The sequence below is a fragment of the Pseudomonas guariconensis genome (assembly GCF_024127895.1).
Taxonomy (GTDB): Bacteria; Pseudomonadota; Gammaproteobacteria; order Pseudomonadales; family Pseudomonadaceae; genus Aquipseudomonas; species Aquipseudomonas guariconensis_B.
The window spans coordinates 24,802-43,939 of the sequence record NZ_JAMYBK010000036.1; the positions used below are offsets into that span (position 1 = coordinate 24,802).

General features: G+C 61.1%; 18 protein-coding genes. 9 read left to right on the forward strand and 9 right to left on the reverse strand.

Going from position 1 to position 19,138, the window contains the following annotated elements; genetic code table 11:
- The first annotated feature begins 21 nt into the window (after positions 1 to 21).
- Both NJF35_RS23170 and NJF35_RS23175 read left to right on the forward strand, forming a co-directional pair.
- Positions 22 to 345 (forward strand): hypothetical protein, encoded by a 324-nt coding sequence (locus NJF35_RS23170; protein WP_225788741.1) that lies wholly within the window; start codon positions 22 to 24, stop codon positions 343 to 345.
- Positions 346 to 456: 111 nt separating this feature from the next.
- Positions 457 to 1,425: a DUF932 domain-containing protein gene (locus tag NJF35_RS23175; protein WP_225788743.1), complete on the forward strand. Its 969-nt coding sequence runs from the start codon at positions 457 to 459 to the stop codon at positions 1,423 to 1,425.
- Positions 1,426 to 1,930: 505 nt separating this feature from the next.
- Here NJF35_RS23175 and NJF35_RS23180 read toward each other — a convergent pair.
- Positions 1,931 to 2,212, reverse strand: coding sequence for a type II toxin-antitoxin system mRNA interferase toxin, RelE/StbE family (locus NJF35_RS23180; protein ID WP_410896927.1), 282 nt, complete (start codon positions 2,210 to 2,212; stop codon positions 1,931 to 1,933).
- A gap of 289 nt (positions 2,213 to 2,501) precedes the next feature.
- Here NJF35_RS23180 and NJF35_RS23185 point away from each other — a divergent pair, with 289 nt between their 5' ends.
- From NJF35_RS23185 to NJF35_RS23200, 4 genes are all read left to right on the forward strand, one after another.
- Positions 2,502 to 4,211 (forward strand): copper resistance system multicopper oxidase, encoded by a 1,710-nt coding sequence (locus NJF35_RS23185; protein WP_253091531.1) that lies wholly within the window; start codon positions 2,502 to 2,504, stop codon positions 4,209 to 4,211.
- Between the two features lie 126 nt (positions 4,212 to 4,337).
- The gene (locus NJF35_RS23190; RefSeq protein WP_225788745.1) at positions 4,338 to 5,225 is read left to right on the forward strand and encodes a copper resistance protein B; all 888 of its coding nucleotides are present in this window, start codon (positions 4,338 to 4,340) and stop codon (positions 5,223 to 5,225) included.
- A gap of 263 nt (positions 5,226 to 5,488) precedes the next feature.
- A complete protein-coding gene (locus tag NJF35_RS23195) occupies positions 5,489 to 6,748 on the forward strand; it encodes a molybdopterin-dependent oxidoreductase (protein ID WP_225788746.1) in 1,260 nt (419 codons plus the stop codon).
- 9 nt (positions 6,749 to 6,757) lie between these two features.
- Positions 6,758 to 7,396, forward strand: coding sequence for a c-type cytochrome (locus NJF35_RS23200; RefSeq protein ID WP_225788747.1), 639 nt, complete (start codon positions 6,758 to 6,760; stop codon positions 7,394 to 7,396).
- Between the two features lie 19 nt (positions 7,397 to 7,415).
- On the opposite strand, the gene NJF35_RS23205 is transcribed toward NJF35_RS23200, so the two are convergent.
- Together NJF35_RS23205 and NJF35_RS23210 are read right to left on the reverse strand one after the other, a co-directional pair.
- Positions 7,416 to 8,177 (reverse strand): TSUP family transporter, encoded by a 762-nt coding sequence (locus NJF35_RS23205; protein ID WP_253079887.1) that lies wholly within the window; start codon positions 8,175 to 8,177, stop codon positions 7,416 to 7,418.
- A 117-nt stretch (positions 8,178 to 8,294) separates the two neighbouring features.
- Positions 8,295 to 9,365, reverse strand: coding sequence for a YeiH family protein (locus NJF35_RS23210; protein ID WP_225788749.1), 1,071 nt, complete (start codon positions 9,363 to 9,365; stop codon positions 8,295 to 8,297).
- A gap of 231 nt (positions 9,366 to 9,596) precedes the next feature.
- Between NJF35_RS23210 and NJF35_RS23215 the strand changes: the two genes are divergently transcribed.
- On the forward strand, positions 9,597 to 10,262 hold the full coding sequence (locus tag NJF35_RS23215; protein ID WP_253079888.1) for a hypothetical protein: 666 nt from the start codon (positions 9,597 to 9,599) through the stop codon (positions 10,260 to 10,262).
- 230 nt (positions 10,263 to 10,492) lie between these two features.
- Here NJF35_RS23215 and NJF35_RS23220 read toward each other — a convergent pair whose 3' ends face one another.
- From NJF35_RS23220 to NJF35_RS23240, 5 genes are all read right to left on the reverse strand, one after another.
- A complete protein-coding gene (locus NJF35_RS23220; RefSeq protein ID WP_225788751.1) occupies positions 10,493 to 10,792 on the reverse strand; it encodes a DUF6506 family protein in 300 nt (99 codons plus the stop codon).
- A gap of 37 nt (positions 10,793 to 10,829) precedes the next feature.
- Complete coding sequence (locus NJF35_RS23225; RefSeq protein WP_253079889.1) at positions 10,830 to 11,774, reverse strand: bifunctional enoyl-CoA hydratase/phosphate acetyltransferase; 945 nt, start codon at positions 11,772 to 11,774, stop codon at positions 10,830 to 10,832.
- Between the two features lie 118 nt (positions 11,775 to 11,892).
- Positions 11,893 to 13,653 carry a sulfoacetaldehyde acetyltransferase gene (gene xsc / locus NJF35_RS23230; protein WP_253091532.1) on the reverse strand — a complete coding sequence of 587 codons (1,761 nt, stop codon included), beginning with the start codon at positions 13,651 to 13,653 and terminating at the stop codon, positions 11,893 to 11,895.
- A gap of 372 nt (positions 13,654 to 14,025) precedes the next feature.
- Complete coding sequence (locus NJF35_RS23235; RefSeq protein ID WP_225788754.1) at positions 14,026 to 15,492, reverse strand: PLP-dependent aminotransferase family protein; 1,467 nt, start codon at positions 15,490 to 15,492, stop codon at positions 14,026 to 14,028.
- Positions 15,493 to 15,718: 226 nt separating this feature from the next.
- The gene (locus NJF35_RS23240; RefSeq protein ID WP_253091533.1) at positions 15,719 to 17,101 is read right to left on the reverse strand and encodes an aspartate aminotransferase family protein; all 1,383 of its coding nucleotides are present in this window, start codon (positions 17,099 to 17,101) and stop codon (positions 15,719 to 15,721) included.
- Positions 17,102 to 17,400: 299 nt separating this feature from the next.
- Here NJF35_RS23240 and thiS point away from each other — a divergent pair, with 299 nt between their 5' ends.
- Both thiS and NJF35_RS23250 read left to right on the forward strand, forming a co-directional pair.
- A complete protein-coding gene (gene thiS, locus NJF35_RS23245) occupies positions 17,401 to 17,601 on the forward strand; it encodes a sulfur carrier protein ThiS (RefSeq protein ID WP_253079914.1) in 201 nt (66 codons plus the stop codon).
- Between the two features lie 28 nt (positions 17,602 to 17,629).
- Positions 17,630 to 18,427: a thiazole synthase gene (locus NJF35_RS23250; RefSeq protein WP_253091534.1), complete on the forward strand. Its 798-nt coding sequence runs from the start codon at positions 17,630 to 17,632 to the stop codon at positions 18,425 to 18,427.
- Positions 18,428 to 18,691: 264 nt separating this feature from the next.
- Here the strand turns inward: NJF35_RS23250 and NJF35_RS23255 are convergent, their stop codons facing one another.
- The gene (locus tag NJF35_RS23255) at positions 18,692 to 18,937 is read right to left on the reverse strand and encodes a hypothetical protein (RefSeq protein ID WP_225788757.1); all 246 of its coding nucleotides are present in this window, start codon (positions 18,935 to 18,937) and stop codon (positions 18,692 to 18,694) included.
- Positions 18,938 to 19,138: the final 201 nt, after the last annotated feature.

Below are 19,138 nucleotides of genomic sequence, written 5' to 3' on the forward strand. Positions count from 1 at the left end.
TGATATAGGAAAATTTCTCTCATGAACTGTCCCGTATGTAGTTCTGCACGCATTGCAACGAAGGATCTCGGCAAAAAGGCCGGTGGTGTCATCGGATCGATTGGTGGTGCCGCCAGTGGCGTGTCCAGCGTACTAGCGGGTGCCGAGGCTGGCGCGACTGTCGGTGCTTTTGCCGGCCCTGTCGGCATCGCCCTGGGCGGTATTACCGGAGCCATTTTCGGAGGGCTCGTAGGTGGCGCCTCCGGAGCGGTAGCTGGTGCAGCGATTGGCTCTCAAATCGATGAGAGAGTGCTGAACAATTACCAGTGCCTGGAATGCGGGCACGAGTTCAGCCTCTACGACTGACGCCCCGCGATCCCTATTCCGCTTATCCGCCCCCTTTCCACTCCCTATTTCTGCCGGTGCTGTGCAATGCGCAGCGCTTTATGCCGGCTATTGCTCAAAGGAATATCTTCCATGGCCCATCAAATCGAACAAATGGCCTATGTTGGGACTACTCCCTGGCACGGCCTGGGCAACAATCTGCCGCGTAAACAATCCATTGAAGTCTGGCAGCGCGAAGCCGGTATGAACTGGCAAATCTTGGAAAGCCCTGTGCACTTCAAGTCGGATGCCGTCGGCCACCTGGGGGCCATTCACTCCTTCCCTGAGCAAAAGGTCCTCTACCGCTCAGACACCAAGGCGCCGCTGTCGGTGGTTTCCCAGCGCTATCACACGGTACAACCTCGGGAGGTCTTGGAATTCTACCGCGACCTGACCGAGGTCTCCGGCTACGAGCTGGAAACAGCCGGCGTGCTCAAGGGCGGTCGTAAGTTCTGGGCGCTGGCGCGTACCGGACAAGGATCTGCCCTCAAGGGCAACGACCAGGTCAACGGTTACCTGCTGTTGGCCACGTCCTGCGACGGTACATTGGCCACGACGGCAACGCCGACCACTGTGCGCGTGGTGTGCAACAACACCCTCACTGTCGCTTTGGACGGTACTACACGTGCGATCAAGGTGCCGCACAACACCCGCTTTGATCCGAAGGCGGTAAAGAAGCAACTCGGCATCGCCGTCTCGCAATGGGACGACTTCATGGATCGCATGCGTGCTCTGGCCGAACGCAAAGTGCAGTGGCATGAGGCCTTGGGTTTTTTCATGAACGTGATGTGCGAAACCTCACCGACCGGCAACTTGCCAGAAAGTCTGCCGAATGAGCGCGCCTTGCGCAAAGTGCAGGAGCTGTACGAAGGACGTGGACGAGGCAGCCAATTGGACTCAGCTCGCGGCACTGCTTGGGGCCTGCTCAACGCGGTAACCGAATATGTCGACCACGAACGTCGTGCGCGTAGCAATGAGTACCGGCTGGACTCAGCCTGGTTCGGACAGGGCGCGCAGATCAAGCAACGCGCTCTGGATGCCGCCCTGCAATTGGTCGCTTGACCACTTTGCATCTGACTCCCGGCCAACCATGCCAAGGTTGACCGGGAGGTTTTGGGTAGGAGTGTTCTTCACTCTGCGCGACCTCCTCGGCAAAAACGATCTTCACAATGCTATCAATGGTTATCGATGGGCCCCAAGGCCTTGACGGCTGTACGCACGAAGGTTGATGCCAAAACGGGTGTCCGGCGCCGAGTGTAGCTGAGCAACAGCCATCGCCCCCCATCAGCAAGGGGCATGATCAGAATGCCCTGGGTGCACAGCGAAAAAACCTTACCAATCCATCTGCGACAGCCTAAATGAACATAAGCCCATCTACCAAGGCTTCCATCCCCCGGAGTACGACAAGCTAGACTGCAAAAGCACGAGCCAAAATGCCGTTCAAAACGCCCACATGGAACCCGAGGCCAGGATGTGGGTCATAGTGTGGGTCAACATAACAAATAATCATAATATCATTTTAAATCATGTAGTTATAAACACAAAAGGCCGACCACAAGCCGGCTTTTTAATTTGTCCTGTCCCGTCCTGAATAAGGTTTACACCTTTCCCCCGAGAAACTGGAGACCTCGCCTCGCTCGCCTTTGCCCATCGACACCACCACCCGCTCATCCTCGACGCGATAGACCAGGCGGTGGCCGAAAGCCTTCAGCTTGATCTTGTAGTGACCCGGTATGTCGGCCTGCACACGAGGCGTCTGCAGGCGTTCCCTGAGCCTCGTGATCCACCCGCGCACCGTATTCATGGCGCAAGAGAAGAATTCCAGCCTATAGGCCATCCAGCCATGCAAGCCCCATCTCCTACTCGATCGCTGAGTCCTGTCATTGCGCCTCAGCCTGCATGACAGGTGCGTCCAGACCGGGTTGAACCGTCACGCGAACCTGACAGATCTGTAATGCCGGGCTCAGCTTCCTGAAAGCGCAGGCTCGCTAACGTAGCCAAGACAGTGACCCGCTGCGGAACAACGGATGAGCTTGCTCGAAGCGCTCATGACGATGATCGCCTCTGGCCTGTGAAACCGAAGGCTGCGACGTCGAGCAGCCTGGATATCAGCGAATGACCTGACTGGACACGACGGCATGCACAGCAAAACCACGAGACGATCCTTCGTCAAAGGCCTGGCCGCTACTGGACTACTGGGTGGACTAGGCATGTGGCGCACGCCGGTCTGGGCCGTGACCAGCCCTGGCCAGCCCAACGTGCTGACAGGCACCGATTTCGATCTCTACATCGGTGAGCTACCGGTCAACGTCACCGGAGCCGCCCGTACCGCCATGGCGATCAACGGTTCGCTGCCCGGGCCCATTCTTCGCTGGCGAGAAGGTGACACTGTCACGCTCCGTGTTCGCAACCGCTTGAAGCAAGACACGTCCATCCATTGGCACGGCATCATCCTGCCGGCGAACATGGATGGTGTTCCAGGCCTGAGCTTCCATGGCATCGCCCCCGATGGCATGTATGAATACCAGTTCGAGGTCCGCCAGAACGGCACCTACTGGTACCACAGCCATTCGGGCCTGCAGGAACAGGCCGGGGTTTATGGTGCATTGGTCATCGATGCGAAAGCGCCTGAACCGTTCACCTATGAGCGGGATTACGTGGTCCTGCTTAGCGACTGGACCGATGAGGATCCTGCCAAGGTCCTGTCCAAGCTCAAGAAGCAGTCGGACTATTACAACTTCCACAAGCGCACGGTTGGCGACTTCATCGACGACGTAAGCGAGATGGGGTGGTCGGCCGCCATGGCGGATCGAAAAATGTGGGCAGCGATGAAGATGAGCCCAACCGATCTTGCCGACGTGAGCGGGTATACCTACACCTACCTGATGAACGGCCAGGCACCAGACAGTAACTGGACGGGCATCTTCAAGCCGGGCGAAAAGATCCGCCTGCGCTTTATCAATGCTTCAGCCATGACGTACTTCGATGTGCGAATCCCAGGCTTGAAGATGACGGTGGTGGCCGCGGATGGGCAACACGTCAACCCCGTTAGCGTCGATGAATTGCGCATCGCAGTTGCTGAAACCTACGATGTCATCGTCGAGCCGGAGGACGCGCAGGCGTACACCATTTTCGCGCAGTCCATGGATCGTACGGGTTACTCCCGAGGCACCTTGGCCGTCCGCGAAGGCCTGCAGGCGCCTGTACCAGCCGTTGACCCACGCCCGCTCATCTCCATGAACGATATGGGCATGGATCACGGCAGCATGGGTGGGGTGGATCACGGATCGATGCACGGCATGGACCACGGCCAGATGGCAGCCAGGCAGAGCCACCCGGATTCGGAGACCAACAATCCCTTGGTCGACATGCAGACGATGTCGCCGACACCTAAGTTGAGCGATCCAGGCATCGGCCTGCGCAACAACGGACGCCGTGTCCTGACCTATGCGGATCTGCGCAGCACGTTCATGGACCCTGATGGCCGTGAGCCTGGTCGCACGATCGAACTGCATCTTACGGGGCATATGGAAAAGTTCGCCTGGTCCTTTGACGGGATCAAGTTTTCCGATGCCGAGCCCCTGCGCCTCAAATATGGCGAGCGTCTTCGCATCACCTTGGTCAACGACACCATGATGACTCATCCCATCCATCTCCACGGCATGTGGAGCGACCTGGAGGACGAGCACGGAAATTTCATGGTGCGAAAACACACCCTCGACATGCCGCCTGGCTCAAAACGCAGCTATCGCGTAACGGCCGATGCGTTGGGCCGTTGGGCTTATCACTGCCACCTGCTGTTCCACATGGAAATGGGCATGTTCCGAGAAGTCCGTGTGGACGAATGAACTGGAAATCCGAGATGAGCGAACCCATGAAACGTAGCGCCGTTTTCTATTTTGCCTCCCTGGTAGGCCTTCTGGCGGCGCATGCCCCTTCCTCGTGGTCCGGTGAACATCATGAGGCAGGCAACGATGAGCAATAGGCTGGCACGCCCCTCGCTCCTGGCATTGGCGGTGTCCCTCGGCACACTGGGTGGGGCGCCCAGCTTTGCGGCTGAAGCGATGGATCATTCGGCGATGAGCATGGATCACGGCGCCATGGACCACTCGAAGATGAACCATGGCCCTGCCAATGCCCCCACGACGACCAGTCGCACGCCGATTCCCATCCTGACCGATGCGGACCGCGAAGCGGCATTTCCCCCATTGGGCGGTCATGAGATTCACGATAGCGGTATCAACAGCTTCTTCTTGCTGGATCAGCTTGAGTATCAGGATGCCGACGAAGGCAGCACGCTGGCCTGGGATGCTTCGGGATGGGTCGGGGGCGATATAAACCGGCTCTGGATCCGTTCCGAAGGCGAGCGCACGAACGGCGTTACCGAAGACGCCGAATTGCAGCTTCTGTACGGCCGCGCCATTGGCCCTTGGTGGGATGTGGTTGCAGGGGTTCGCCAGGACTTCAAGCCAGCGTCTGCGCAGACATGGGCGGCCTTCGGTATTCAAGGCATGGCGCTGTACGACTTCGAAGCCCAGGCCACCGCCTTCATTGGCGAGAATGGCCAGACTGCCGCTCGGCTGGAGGGCGAATACGACATCCTGCTGACCAATCGCCTGATCCTGCAGCCCACCGCTGAGGCTAATTTCTACGGCAAGCATGACCCTGAGCGCGGCGTAGGTTCCGGCCTCGCCAACACCGAAGTCGGACTGCGTCTACGGTATGAGATCGTGCGCCAATTCGCCCCCTACATAGGCGTCACCTGGAGCCGCGCCTACGGCAAGACGGCAGACCTGATTCGTGACGATGGCGGGGATGTGGATGAAGCGCGTTTCGTTGCCGGCATTCGGATGTGGTTTTGAAGCCGGCTTGCCGGCGATCAAGCGCGAAGCGGCCCCAAACGACCGAGTCAGAGGCCCAACACTACGGCATGAACTGGACCTATGCATGCCGTCACAAGCGTTTGAAGATGGCCCTGTGAGGCATCACGCCAAACAGAAGTTGGCTTAATAGCCTGATGTCAATTTCTGCTGAATATCAACGTGGGCGAATTATCCATGCCTCGCGCCCCTGACGGGAAACTGTCAATTGCATCTCACTCAAATACAAACATAGAGAGTGCAGAATGAAATTCAGCTTTATGGAAAACAGCCATCCGAGCCGTCGCCGCGTTCTACGCGATGCCCTGACACTGGCGGTTGCAGCCTCCCCATTGGCAAGCCTGGCCAAGGCCGTCTCCGATCCCCAAGAAGCCACCTCGAGTGCCGATGACGTGACCTTCGCTGCTGGCCCTCGCCCGCTGGTGCAATACCCGCAAAAAAGGCCGCTGACCTTGGTGACCACTCGTCCACCACACCTGGAAACGCCATTTTCGGTCTTCGACCAGGGCCCCATCACGCCAAACGATGCTTTTTTCGTGCGTTACCATTTGGCCAACTTCCCTACCCGCATCGATCCAGACAGCTACCGATTGACGATCAAGGGTTCGGTCAACACCCCGCTGTCGTTGTCTCTTGCAGAACTCAAGACACTCACCGACCCGGTGGAAGTGGTGGCTGTCAATCAGTGCTCCGGTAATAGCCGTGGCTTTTTCATGCCCCGCGTGTTCGGCGCCCAACTGGGTAATGGCTCGATGGGGAATGCCCGTTGGGTTGGGGTGCCGCTCAAAGCGGTACTGGAAAAGGCAGGCGTCAAAGCCGAAGCCAGGCAGGTGACATTCCGTGGGCTTGATAAGCCCGTGCTGTCGAGCACACCGGAGTTCATCAAGGCCCTGGACATCAGCCACGCCATGGATGGCGAGCCCATGATCGCCTGGTCGATGAACGGCACCGACCTGCCCTTTCTCAATGGCTACCCGATTCGTCTGGTGGTGCCAGGCTACTTCGGGACCTATTGGGTCAAGCACCTGAGTGAGATCGAAGTCATCGAGCAAATCGATGACGGCTTTTTCATGGCTAAAGGCTACCGTGTCCCGGACAACGATTGCTTTTGCGTCGCCCCCGGCACCACGGCAGCGAAGACCCAGCCGATTTCCAAATTGCCCGTGCGCAGCTTCATCACCAGCGTCAAGCACGGTGATGTCCTGCCACTGAAAGAACAGGTGGTGCTCAAGGGCATAGCGTTCGACAGTGGGGCTGGGGTCAACAAGGTGGAAGTTTCCATCGACGGCGGCAAGCGCTGGCTCGAAGCCCAGCTCGGGCAGGACCTGGGGCGTTTCTCATTCCGTGAGTGGACACTGGCGATCGCCTTCGCCAGCAAGGGGGCTACCCAGTTGATGGTGCGCGCCAGCAACCGCGCAGGCGAGACACAACCGCTACGTGCCGACTGGAATCCCGGGGGCTACCGTCGCCACGTCGTCGAAACCACCCACGTGACTGTCGCCTGAGGGGCTCGCATGAAACCGTTGACCACCTTGTTGTGCGCGACTCAATTCTGCTTGGCGAGCCTGGCCAGTGCAGCGCCACTGTCGATCACGCTGCCGCCTGAGACGGCTGCGCTCAAGCCCAGCACGCTACCGGGCTACACCCTGGCCCTGCAGAAGTGCTCCACCTGCCATTCGGCCGACTACATCAATTTTCAGCCTCCGGGGATGTCCCTGGCGCAATGGACTGCAGAGGCGAGCAAGATGCAGCAGGCGTATGGCGCACCGATCAGCGATCAGGATGTGAAGATCATCGGCGCCTATCTGGCGGCGACCTATGGCAGTGCCCAGGCGAGCGATGCCGATGTGCAAGCGGCCTCCAACCTGGCAACGAGCCAAGCCTCGGCGGCCCCTGCAGCGAAAGCCGACGCCATGGCTTTGCTTCAGAACAATGCCTGCCTGTCCTGCCACGCGATCGATCACCAGGTGGTAGGCCCGGCGTATCACGATGTCGCTGCCAAATATCGGAGCGACCCGCAGGCAGTGGCCAAGCTGGCGTCCAGCATTCAGAGCGGCGGCGCCGGGAAATGGGGAGCGATCCCTATGCCGCCATACGCGCAGTTGAGCTCGCAGGAGCTGCAAACACTGGCGACGTACATACTGCAGCAGTAACCACTGATGCAGTCAGGATTCAGGCCGGGGTCGCAGGCAAGAGCCCCGGCACTGAGTCCCAGATCAAGCTCACGCCGGCCAGCATCATCAGTACGAACACCAGCCAACGTACCGTGCACAGTGACAACTTCGGCGGATAACGACGGACCAGCCAACTGACCAGCAGCACCAACGGCAAGGCTTCGGCACTCAACAACAAGGTGGACACCTGCATCTGCCCCTGCGCGACGACCAGGCCAAGGCGCGCCGCCGCATTGGCGGAAAACACCGTGATCAGGGTGTTGCGGATGATCTCGTAGCCCAGAGGCTGGCGATACAGGTGATACGCGATCGGCGGCCCGCCGCTGGAGAACAAACCGTTGAGCAGCCCGCAAAGGCCACCGGCCAGCCAGAATGATGGCTGCCGGGAGAGCTGCGCTTTCGGTTTGTTCTGCACCACCAGCATGAGGCTGGCGGCGACGATCAGTACGCCAAGCAGCAGGCGCAGCCAGATGATCAGGCCGCCGCTCAACGCATCGAGCCCCCACACGCCGAGGCTGACCCCCAACAGACTGCTGAGCAACACCGGCATCAGCACCGCGCGATCCAACTGCGGTTTCGGCCCGCCCAGGGTCCCCATGGCGTTGCCCAGGGTAAGGATACTGATCACCACCGCGACCTCACTCAGCGGCACCATGTGCAGGGACGCGATCAAGCCCATCAGGATCAGGCCGAAGGCAAAGCCGGTGAGGCTCTGGGCGACGCTTGCCAATGCCACGCACCCCAGAAAGATCAGATGCACTTGTAGGCTCATACCACCGAGACTACGGGTTGAACCAGCCGGCCGCCGCACACGCCAGGTGTCGGCAGCCGTCGGTCGATCGGGCAGGAGCGGTACGACTCACCCCATGCTGCTGGCTTATCCCAGGCATTGCACCGCGATCAGAATCAATGCGGCGAGAAACACCGTCTCGCTGACCAACAGGGTCGCCGGGCGCCACCCCACCTCCAGCAGCGCCTTCAACGAGGTTTTCATGCCCAGGGCGGCGATCGCGGTAACCAGGCACCAGCGCGACACATCGCCGGCCAGCGCCTGCACCTGTGGCGGCGCTATGCCGCTGCTGTTGATGGCAACGAACAACACGAAGAAGATGATGAACAAGGGCAATGGCAGTGCCGTGCGCGGGCCTCCTTCCTTGCGCTTGCGCAGCAGCAACGACAGGCTGAAGACAATCGGCACCAGCATGGCCACACGCAGCAGCTTGACCACGGTCGCGGTATCGCCGGTTTCATCCGACATGCTGTAGCCGGCACCGACCACCTGCGCCACATCGTGAATGGTCGCGCCAAGGAATATCCCTGCTTGCTGGGCATCCAGGCCGATCCATTGGGCGATCGGCGGATAGGCGATCATCGCGATGGTGCTCAACGCCGTCACACTGATCACCGTGAAAATGATGTTGCGCTCGCTGTCCTTGTCTTGCGGCAGGACCGCGGAAATGGCCAGCGCCGCAGACGCCCCGCAAATGCCCACGCTGCCGCCGCTGAGAATGCCGAAATCCCGTGACTGGCCGAGTAGCCGCGACAGGACGATGCCAAAACTGATGGTCAGGAACACCGCACCGATCACCACCGCCATCAGCGTTCCCCCCAACGAGAGAATCTGCTCGACGGTGATGCGCATGCCCAGCAGCGCCACGCCGCAGCGCAAGACGGTGCTGGAGGTGAAGCGAATGCCCGCGACCGCTCGCCCCTCCTCGGAGAGAAAGCCCAATGCCATGCCCAGCAACAAGGCCATCAACATCACCGGTGCGCCGTAATGCTCGGAAAGAAAAGACGCACTGGCGGCGACGACCATCGCGGCGATGATGCCCGGCAACAATAGATTGAGTTTCTGCTGGCGACGTATCAACCAGGAGGACGACGGCTTGGCCGTGTCGAGCGACTGGCCAGGTACGGGAGGAATGGTGTGGTGCTGTTTTATTGTCATGTTCTCAGCTCCAGCCTGTGGTTGGGGAATCACTGGACTGAGATGCTAGAGAAAGCGCCGCTCCCCCATTAGAACCACGTCAAGGCGTTCTTAGGGGCCAGACGACAGCGGTGCGCTGGCCCAGGGCACAATCACTGGCTGGTGCTAATGAGCCGGAATGTTCCCGCCTATAGTCATGCGCGCATGCCAAGCCCTTGCTGTGCATTAAGACCTGCTTTGCGGAGAACACCTATGACCCAGGATCGCCTGCGCCTCGTCCAGCTCGCAGAACAGCTGCGCCAGGCCTGGTCACGGCCGCACCCGGCATTTGCCTCGGGCATGGACGCGCGTAGCAGCGAGAATGCCCTGCTCCTGCAGTTCCACGGCAGCCTGGTCAAAGCCGCCGGCCTGGGCTGGCAGAACGCAGGGCGCACCCTGGTCGACAAGACGTACCTGCGCATTCTGAAGGACTGCTTCGGCCTGGATTTTCATGGCTTTGCCGAGGATGAACTGGCAGCCCGGCTGGACGGTTTCATTCGCCAGGCGTTGGCTCCACGCTGGGGGCAAATCATTGGAAGCGGCGGCAGCGAAGGCTTGCCGTTGGCGTCCGAGCTACTCGATGCATGCAACGGGGCGTTGTTCGCCAGCGAACGCCTGCAAGCGGCAACCCACCAGGTGTTGTTCTATCTGTGCCCGCACTTACCGTTCTTGCCCGGCTTCGGGGAACTTGCGCAAGGTGCAGAACAGTACCAGGCCCTGGTCTGCTCGCTTCCAACGCTACCGCGTCCGCAGCAGTTTGCCGGCAGTACGCAGCAACAGGTGCTGATCCGCCAACTGGTTGAAGGGAGTGATTGGTGGGGGCGGCGGGTGTTGTCCGCCAGGCAGGCTGAAATGGCTCCTGCACGCTGCGCCCCCTGAAGACAGGCCCTAATGCCAGTCAGTTAAGGCTTCTACAGACTTTACCGGGGCTGCTTTGCAGCTTTTCGCGGGCAAGGTGCGCTCCCACAAGGTTCAGGAAATGCGCGATCCCTGTGGGAGATCACCTAGCCTTTGGGCTGCGCTGTCACGCAGAGAACTGATAGTGGCTTTACGCGGCCCCTGTGGGAGCGGGCTTGCCCGCGAAGGGCCGCAAAGCGGCCCCAAATCGCTCAGTCGCTCAACTGCTGCAGGCGTTGGCGAGTCTCAGGGTTGTACTGCACGGCGGCCACGGGAATCCGGTCGCCAATGGCGCTGCGAACCAGCTCGACTTCGGCCTCGGTGAAAGCGCCGCACAGCTCGATCAATTGCACATGCCGGGTCAACAATTCCTGGGCCACGATCTGCGCTTCCCCGACGTTCGCTACGCCGCACACGGTCGCGGTGAAGGTGTCCGATTCAAGGCTACCGTTGTGGGTGAGGAACTGCATACCAGGCGCCTTGAAGATAAAGCCATAACGTTGCACAGCCATCGTGATTTTCCTTGGGGTCTCGGGATTGCTTGGTTTTTTACGCAAAGCGCCCGCGCGATTGCCGGTGATGGTCGATGACGATGGACGCCAGCGCGCAGGATGCCAGACGCGCCTGCACCGGGTCGGCACGCGAGGTGAGCATGATCGGCACCCGTGCGCCCAGCACCAGGCCAGCAGCCGTGGCGCCCATGAAATACACCATCTGCTTGAACAGGAAATTACCCGCCTCCAGGTTGGGCACCAGCAGGATATCGGCATTGCCCGCGACCTCACCGCCAATGCCCTTGATGCGCGCCGCCTCCAGCGACACCGCGTTGTCGAAGGCCAGCGGGCCTTCGATGCAGGCCTCTCCCAGGACACCGAGCACCGCCAGCTTGGTCAGCTCGGCGGCATCCTGGCTCGAGGGCATGCTGCGCGTCACTTCCTCGGTACCGGACAGCACCGCCATGCGCGGCCTCTCATAGCCCAAGGCATGCATCATCTCGATGGCATTGCGGGCGATATGGATCTTGTCGATGATCGTAGGCTGCACGTTGATCACCGCATCGGTGATCGACAAGGCCTTGTCGCTCCCCGGCAGCGTCATGTGGAACACATGACTGAGACGGCTGGCAGTACGCAGCCCCACTTCGCGCTTGAGCACCGCACGCAACAAGGTATCGGTGTGCAGGTGCCCCTTCATGATGGCCGCTGCGCTACCGTCTCCAGCCTGCATGCAAGCGACTTCGGCGCACTGTTGCTCATCACTGGCGTGCAGCACGCGCAGGTCGCGCAGGTCCCAGTCGAGTTCTTCGGCCAGGGTGCGGATCTTCATCTGATCACCGACCAGCACAGGCTCGATAAGCCCTTCGTCACACGCCCGCTTGGCACTGCTCAGGCTCAGCAGGTTGACCGGGTTGACCACCGCCGTGACCACACGTGGCAGGGCCTTGGCCCGATCGAGCAAAAACGCCGGACATTCCGGTGCAAGGGTGCTCAACATGCTTGGATTCCTGTATTCACGGTCGAAGCCGCAACGGCGCCCGAAGACGCCATCGCCGTATTCCTGATGGCCTGTGCAGCGAGCTGGGCCCGCCACACAGGCATTGACGCCAGGCGCCTCAGACGTAGTCCCTGTACTTCTCGAGGAAGCGCACAGGCTTGGAAAGCGCATCGCGGCGGAACGGATCGCCCAGTTCGCGGGTGCACATGATCTCGATCACCGTGGTCTTGCCTGCCTTCTGTGCCTCGCAAGCCGCCATGAGCGCCGGGCCGACGTCCTCCAGGCGATCGACGGTGACGCCCTCGGCCCCCATCGCGCGGGCAATGCCGGCAAAACTCTGGTTCTCCAGGTCGCCTGCGACGAAGCGGCGGTTGTAGAAGTCCACCTGGTTCTTCTTCTCCGCGCCCCACTGACGGTTATGGAAGACGATCGAGGTGACCGGGATGTTTTCGCGCACGCAGGTCATGATTTCCATCATCGACATGCCCCAGGCGCCATCACCGGCATAGGAGATGGCGGTGCGGTGTGGCGCGGCGACCTTGGCACCAATGATGGTCGGCAGCGCGTAGCCGCAGTTGCCGAAGCTCATGGCAGCGAAGAACGAGCGGGGTTTCTCGAAGCGCAGGTAGCTGTTGGAGACCGAGTTGATGTTGCCGATGTCGGTGGAGACCATGGCATCGGCAGGCATGGCTTTTTCCAGTTCCCGCAGGACCTGGCGCGGGTGCAGGTAGTTGCCAGGCTCGCCGCTCTGCTCCTCGATCATCTCCAGGGAGTATTCGTCCTTCTCGTGGATCCAGGCGTCCAGCTCGGTTTCCCAGTCGGCTTTTTCCTTGGCGATTTCCTCGGCACGCGCCCCCTTGCTTGCCAGGCACTGCACCTCGAGGTTCTCCAGGCGGCCGAGCAGGTTGAGCGCCGCGGCCTTGGCATCGCCGCAGATACCGACGGTGATTTTCTTCACCAGGCCGAGCATCTTCGAGTCGCAATCGACCTGGATGACCTTCGCCTGCCTCGGCCAGTAGTCGAGGCCGTGTTGTGGCAAGGTACCGAATGGGCCCAGGCGGGTGCCCAGGGCCAGGACCACGTCGGCACGCGACAGCAGCTTCATGGCCGCCTTGGAGCCTTGGTAGCCCAGTGGGCCACACCACAGCGGGTGGCTGGCCGGGAACGAGTCGTTGTGCAGGTAGCTGTTGACCACTGGCGCGCCGAGGTATTCGGCCAGCGCTTTACAGGCCTCGACGGCGTCGCCCATGACCACGCCGCCGCCGGAGATGATCACCGGGTTCTTCGCTGCCGCCAGGATCTGGGCGGCTTCGGCCAGGCTCTGCTCACCACCGGCGCTGCGCTCGATGCGAATCGGTGCAGGAATCTCGACGTTGATATCGCCATAGAAGAAGTCACGCGGGACGTTCAACTGGGTCGGGCCGTTTTCCTGCATCGCCCGGTCGAAACAACGGCCGGTCAGCTCGGCCATCCGCGCCGGGTTAGGCACATGGGCCTGGTACTTGGTGATGGTCTCGAAGAACGGCAGTTGCTGGGCTTCCTGGAAACCACCCAGGCCCTGGCTCATCGAGCCGGTTTCCGGCGTGATCACCACCACCGGGCTGTGTGCCCAGTAGGCAGCGGCGATGGCGGTGACGAAGTTGGTGATGCCAGGGCCATTCTGCGCGATGCACACGCCATGACGGCCGCTGACCCGTGCGTAACCATCGGCCATGTGGCCGGCGCCCTGCTCGTGGACCACCGGGATAAAACGGATACCCGCCGGAGCGAAGATATCCATCGCATCCATGAAGGCCGAACCCATGATGCCAAAGATGTCGGTCACGCCATTGGCGACCAGTGTTTCAACCATTGCTTCGCTGGGGGTCATGCGTGGCATATCGATACTCCTCTCGTTACTTAAGGTATGCCGCCAACTACTCGGGCTCAGCCTTTCAGCAGCATGGGCACAGGGGGATACGCATCAGGACAGGTACAGGGAGGCGGAGCGGGGACTTGTGGTGCTTGCTCTGTGCGGCGCCTTTACGCATGCCGAACTCTCCTGTTGTTGTTTTGATGGAGTCTTGGGGCAAGTCGAGCGAGCCGTCCCTCGTTCATTTGCAAGCGAGGGCTGGCTGCCTTGGGGCTAGAGTAGGAGGGCGGGGGAAGTGGCCGATAGAACCAGTTGGGGACTACCTGTTAAGCCAGCAGGCAGCGCCGAAATGCGTGCTCGACACTGCCTGCCCGAGGGGGTGATTTTCGATGGGCGTGGTCAGCAAAGCCGCTCGATGAGCTCGGCAAGCAATTTGATTCCCGGACGGATACGCTCGGCCGGAATGGACGAGTAGCCCAGACGGAAGTAGTTGAGCGGTGGCTGCTCACCGAAGAAATGAATATCGCCGGGCTCGATCAGGATGCCGTGGTTGGCGGCCTCCTCCTGCAAGCGACGCGCATCCAGGCCATCCGGCCCCTTCACCCAGTAGCAGGAGCCGCCGAAGCTCGGCTCCCTGGAGGACTCCGGCAGGTACTCGCGCAGGGCATCGCCCATCTGCTGATGACGCTCCTCGTAGGCGCGCATCAGGCTCAGGATCAACGCATCGTGGTAACCGCGCTCGAGGAACAGCGCTACCGAACGCTGATTGTTCGCCGCAGGATGACGCACCATCAGTCGACGCAACGCCCGTGCCTCACGGATCAAGGCTTCGGGGCCGACCAGGTAGCCAACTCGCAAGCCAGGAGCCAGGGTCTTTGACAGGCTGCCGACGTAAAGCACCCGGTCGTTCTTGTCCAGGCTCTTGAGCGCCGGGATCGGGTTGCCCTTGAAGTTGGTCTCGCTTTCGTAGTCGTCCTCGATGATCAGAAAATCGTGCTCCTTGGCCCGCCGCAACAGTTCGTAGCGGCGCTCCAGGGGCATGGTCACGGTGCTCGGGCACTGATGGCTGGGCGTGGTGTAGATAAGGTCGCAGTCATTGAGTTTCTCGCTCAGTATCAGGCCCTGGTTGTCCACCGGCAGCGGCTGAATGCGCGAGGGGTTGAGCATGGCGATATTGCGGATATCGACGTAGCCCGGCTCTTCGATGCCCATCAGGCTGTCGGGGCGCAACAACAGACGCGCCAGCATGTACAACGCATGCTGCGCACCCACCGTGACCAGGATCTGTTCAGGCGAAGCCCAGACACCGCGACGCGGCAACAGGCGCGTCCTGATCTGCTCCATCAACAAGGGGTCGTCGTTGTCGAAACGGTCCGAAGCCCAGTCACGGATCGCCGGGATGCTCACCGCATCGCGACAGCATCCACGCCAGTTGGCGGTCGGAAACAGGGCTGGGTCGAATTGCCCGTAGATAAAGGGGTATTTGTAGCTCTGCCAATCCCGTGGTTTTCTCATGTTGCGTTGCTGCGAGGGCTGCATCACCAGCCGTTGCGACCAGTCCAACGTGGTGGCGACGGCCTCGTCCTGGTCAGCACGCGGCGCGTCGACCTTGTGTGCCAGGATATCGGGATTGACGTAGTAGCCGCTGCGCTCACGCGCGATCAGGTAGCCATCGTCGAGCAGGTGCTCGTAGGCCAGGACCACGGTATTGCGTGCGATGTTGAGCTGCTTGGCCAGCTTGCGGCTGGAAGGTAACGGGCTGTCCGGCGGTATATTGCCGTTGAGTATCACTTGGGCGATTTGCTCGCGCAGCTGCTGTTGCAGATTGGTGGATTTATCGGCAGACAAATGGAACAGCTGGAACATAGCGGCCTCGACTGAACGAACGATAAGCGCTGGTACCGCACAGCACTCGGCCAGTCGCTCAAGAATGCTCTCGCCAGCCCAGCACCAGCGCGGCGATCGTCGAGCAGACTAGCAACAACCCCTCGGCAAGACTATCCAGCGCTCGACATATTAACGTCGCAGAGACACAAAAGACCGGACCCTCGACAAAGCCAAAGGACCGGTCAACCCTGGTGAAACCTATCGATCAGATTGCAACGCGACCCAGTGCGCCATCCAGGGCGACGATGATCTCGTCCAGTTCCTTTTGCGTGGCGATCAGCGCCGGGCTGAAGCACAGCGTGTTGTTGAACTGCTCGAAGCTTCGGTTGGTGCGCCCGATCATCACCCCTTGGCGCATGCAGTCAGCGACGATGGCAATCGCCACGCTCTCCGGCACCGGCTCCTTGGTCTTGCGGTCCTTGACCAGTTCCATGCCACAGAACAGGCCTTTGCCGCGTACATCGCCAATCACTGGGTACTTGTCCTGCAGCTCGCGCAGGCGGCCCATGAAGTACTCGCCCATGTGGGTGACGTTCTCCAGCAAGCCCTCGTCCTCGATGATGCGCATGTTCTCCAGCGCCGCCGCTGGGCCTGCGGTGCAGCCGCCGAAGGTGCTGATGTCGCGGAAGTAACCCATGCGGTCATCGGCCTCCCCCTTGAACGCTTCGAACACCTCCTCGGTGGTCACGGTGCAGGAGATCGCCGCATAACCGCTGGCCACCCCCTTGGCCATGGTGACGATGTCCGGCTTGATGCCGTAGTGCTGATAGCCGAACCACTTGCCAGTGCGGCCCAGGCCACACACCACCTCGTCGATGTGCAGGAGGATGTCGTACTTCTTGCAGATTGCCTGAATGGTCTCCCAATACCCCTCCGGCGGCGTGATCACGCCCCCGCCCGCGGTAATCGGCTCGAGCACCACCGCACCCACGGTATCCGGCCCTTCCGCGAGGATTACACGCTCCATCTCCATGGCGGCGCGCACGCCATAGTCAGGCACGTCACCGAACTGCGAGCGGTATTGGCAGCAATGCGCAAACTCGACGAACCCCGGGGTGAAGGGGCCGTACTGGTTCTTGCGCTCGAACTGGCCGGTCGAACTCAGCGCGGTGATGGTCGTGCCGTGATAGTCCCGCTCGCGGAACAGGATCTTGTGCTTCTTGCCACCGTACTTCTTGTGCGCAATCTGTCGCACTATCTTGTAGGCCTTCTCGTTGGCCTCGGAACCGGAGTTGGAGTAGTACACCCGGCTCAGGCCAGGCATCTTCTCGATCAGTTTCTGGGCGAACAAGGCCGCGGGAATGTTGCCTGCGGAGTTGGCGAAAAAGTTCACCTTCACCAGCTGGTCGCGCACCGCGTCAGCGATACTCTCGCGGCCGTAACCGACGTTGACGGTCCATACCCCGCCAGAGACCGCATCCAGGTATTCGTTGCCCTTGGCATCCCAGACCCGCATGCCCTTGCCTTCGACGATCATCAACGGATCGCTCTGCTCCAGCGGTTTGTGCTGGGACAGGTGATGCCACACGTGGGCGCGGTCGCTGGCCAACGCCTGGGCTGCATCGTACTCGTGCGCAGTTGTTTTCATGCTTACCTCTCGACTGGTGCATTTTTGTTATGGGTCACCGGGCAGGAGATGAACGCCAGGCGCCGATAGATGAAGGAGCAGTACTCGGCATCGCAATGCAGCACTCCCCGATCCACCCCTGGAGATGAAACTAAGAACAAGCAGCGCGCGCAGTTAGAACCAGTTATCGCCCATGGATGATGCCAGCCGTGCAATCGCCACACTGGACTAACGCCACAGCCGCGACTGGCTCTTCAAGCGCAGCGCCAGCGCCCTCACCCTGCGAGCACGAAGCCGTCACCGACAGGAGAACCTGAATGATTGAAGTCACGATCAACGGGGAGGCCCAGCTGTTGCCGGCAGGTATCGACCTGGCGCAATTGCTCGCCCGGCTACAGCTGCAAACGCGGCGCGTGGCCATCGAACACAACCTCGGCATCGTGCCGCGCAGCGAGTATGCCGGGCTGCGCCTGCAGCAGGGCGACCGCCTGGAAATCGTGCATGCCATCGGCGGCGGCTGATCGCCCTGCCCCTCTCACCGGAGCCCCTATGACCATCGCGAACACAACCTGCGACCCGCTCATCATTGCTGGCCAAACCTATGACTCACGCCTGCTGGTCGGCACCGGGCACTACGCCGACCTGGCCGAGACGGGCGCTGCAGTGGAGGCCAGCCTGGCGCAGATCGTCACCTTTGCGGTGCGCCGCAGCAACCTTGGGCAGGATGCCCTCCAGCCCAACCTGCTCGAGGTGATCACCCCGCAGCGCTACACCTTGCTGCCCAATACCGCAGGCTGCTACACGGCCAAGGATGCCGTGCGCACCTGCCTGCTGGCACGCGAACTGCTGGATGGCCATGACCTGGTCAAGCTCGAAGTGCTCGGGGACAGCCAGACCCTCTACCCAGACATCGGCGAAACCCTGGTTGCCGCCCAGCAACTGGCCGAGCTGGGCTTCAAGGTGATGGCCTACACCAGCGACGACCCGCTGGTGGCCCGACGCCTGGAGGCGCTTGGCTGCGTGGCGGTGATGCCCTTGGGCGCGCCGATCGGTTCCGGGCTGGGCATCCGCAACCCCTACAACATCCGCTTGATCGTGGAAAACGCCAAGGTTCCGGTGATCGTCGATGCCGGTGTCGGCACCGCCTCCGATGCGGCCATCGCCATGGAGCTGGGCTGCGACGGCGTGCTGATGAACACCGCGATTGCCCGCGCCCGCGAGCCGATCCGCATGGCCACGGCAATGCGCAAAGCGGTCGAGGCCGGTCGCCAAGCCTACCTGGCAGGGCGCATGCCGCGCCGATTGAGCGCCGATGCCTCCTCGCCGTTGGGTGGCATGTTCTTGTAGATGATGGGCCTGCAGCAGAGCCAAGACGCGGCCAGCCGTAATGGCAGGCAGTAAGGTTTCTACAGGCTTTACTGGGGCTGCTACGCAGCTCATCGCCGGCAGGACATCTCCTGGATTTAGCAGGGTCCCTGTGGCGGCGGGCTTGGCGAGGCGTCGAACCGCCGCGAACACCGGCGAAGCCGGTGCCATGCACCGCGTCGTATTCTTCGCGGGCAAGCCCGCTCCCACAGAGTATCGGCGCAGCTCACTGTCCAACAGATGGACTCAGGCCGTGGCCTTATCGGTCGGCTGCATCAGGCTGGCCATCTTGTTGCCGAACAGCCGGGCCAGCGCCTCGGGGTCGCCTGCGGCTTCGTCCAGCGCCTCGACCACGGCCTGCAGGGTCGGCCGGGTCTTGGCCAGCAATTCGTCGATGTAATACGCCGCAGTGACCTGCGTATGTTTCTCGTAGCGGCTAAAGAGCGCAAGGAGCTCCGGGTCCAGCGTGATCGTCAGGGTATCGGCGGACATCTGATTGACCTCTCAAGGTTGTTCGGCGGCAATCGCCAGGCGTTTTACCAGCCTGGCCATCCTTGGTCGCCATCGCTTCCAGGCCATAGAGTGAACCGCCCCGGGTTTCGTGGAGGCCTCAACTCTTGAGAAGATGAGGCCATGAGAAAGACCACGACCTACTCCCCTGAAGTCCGTGAACGTGCCGTGCGCATGGTTCTG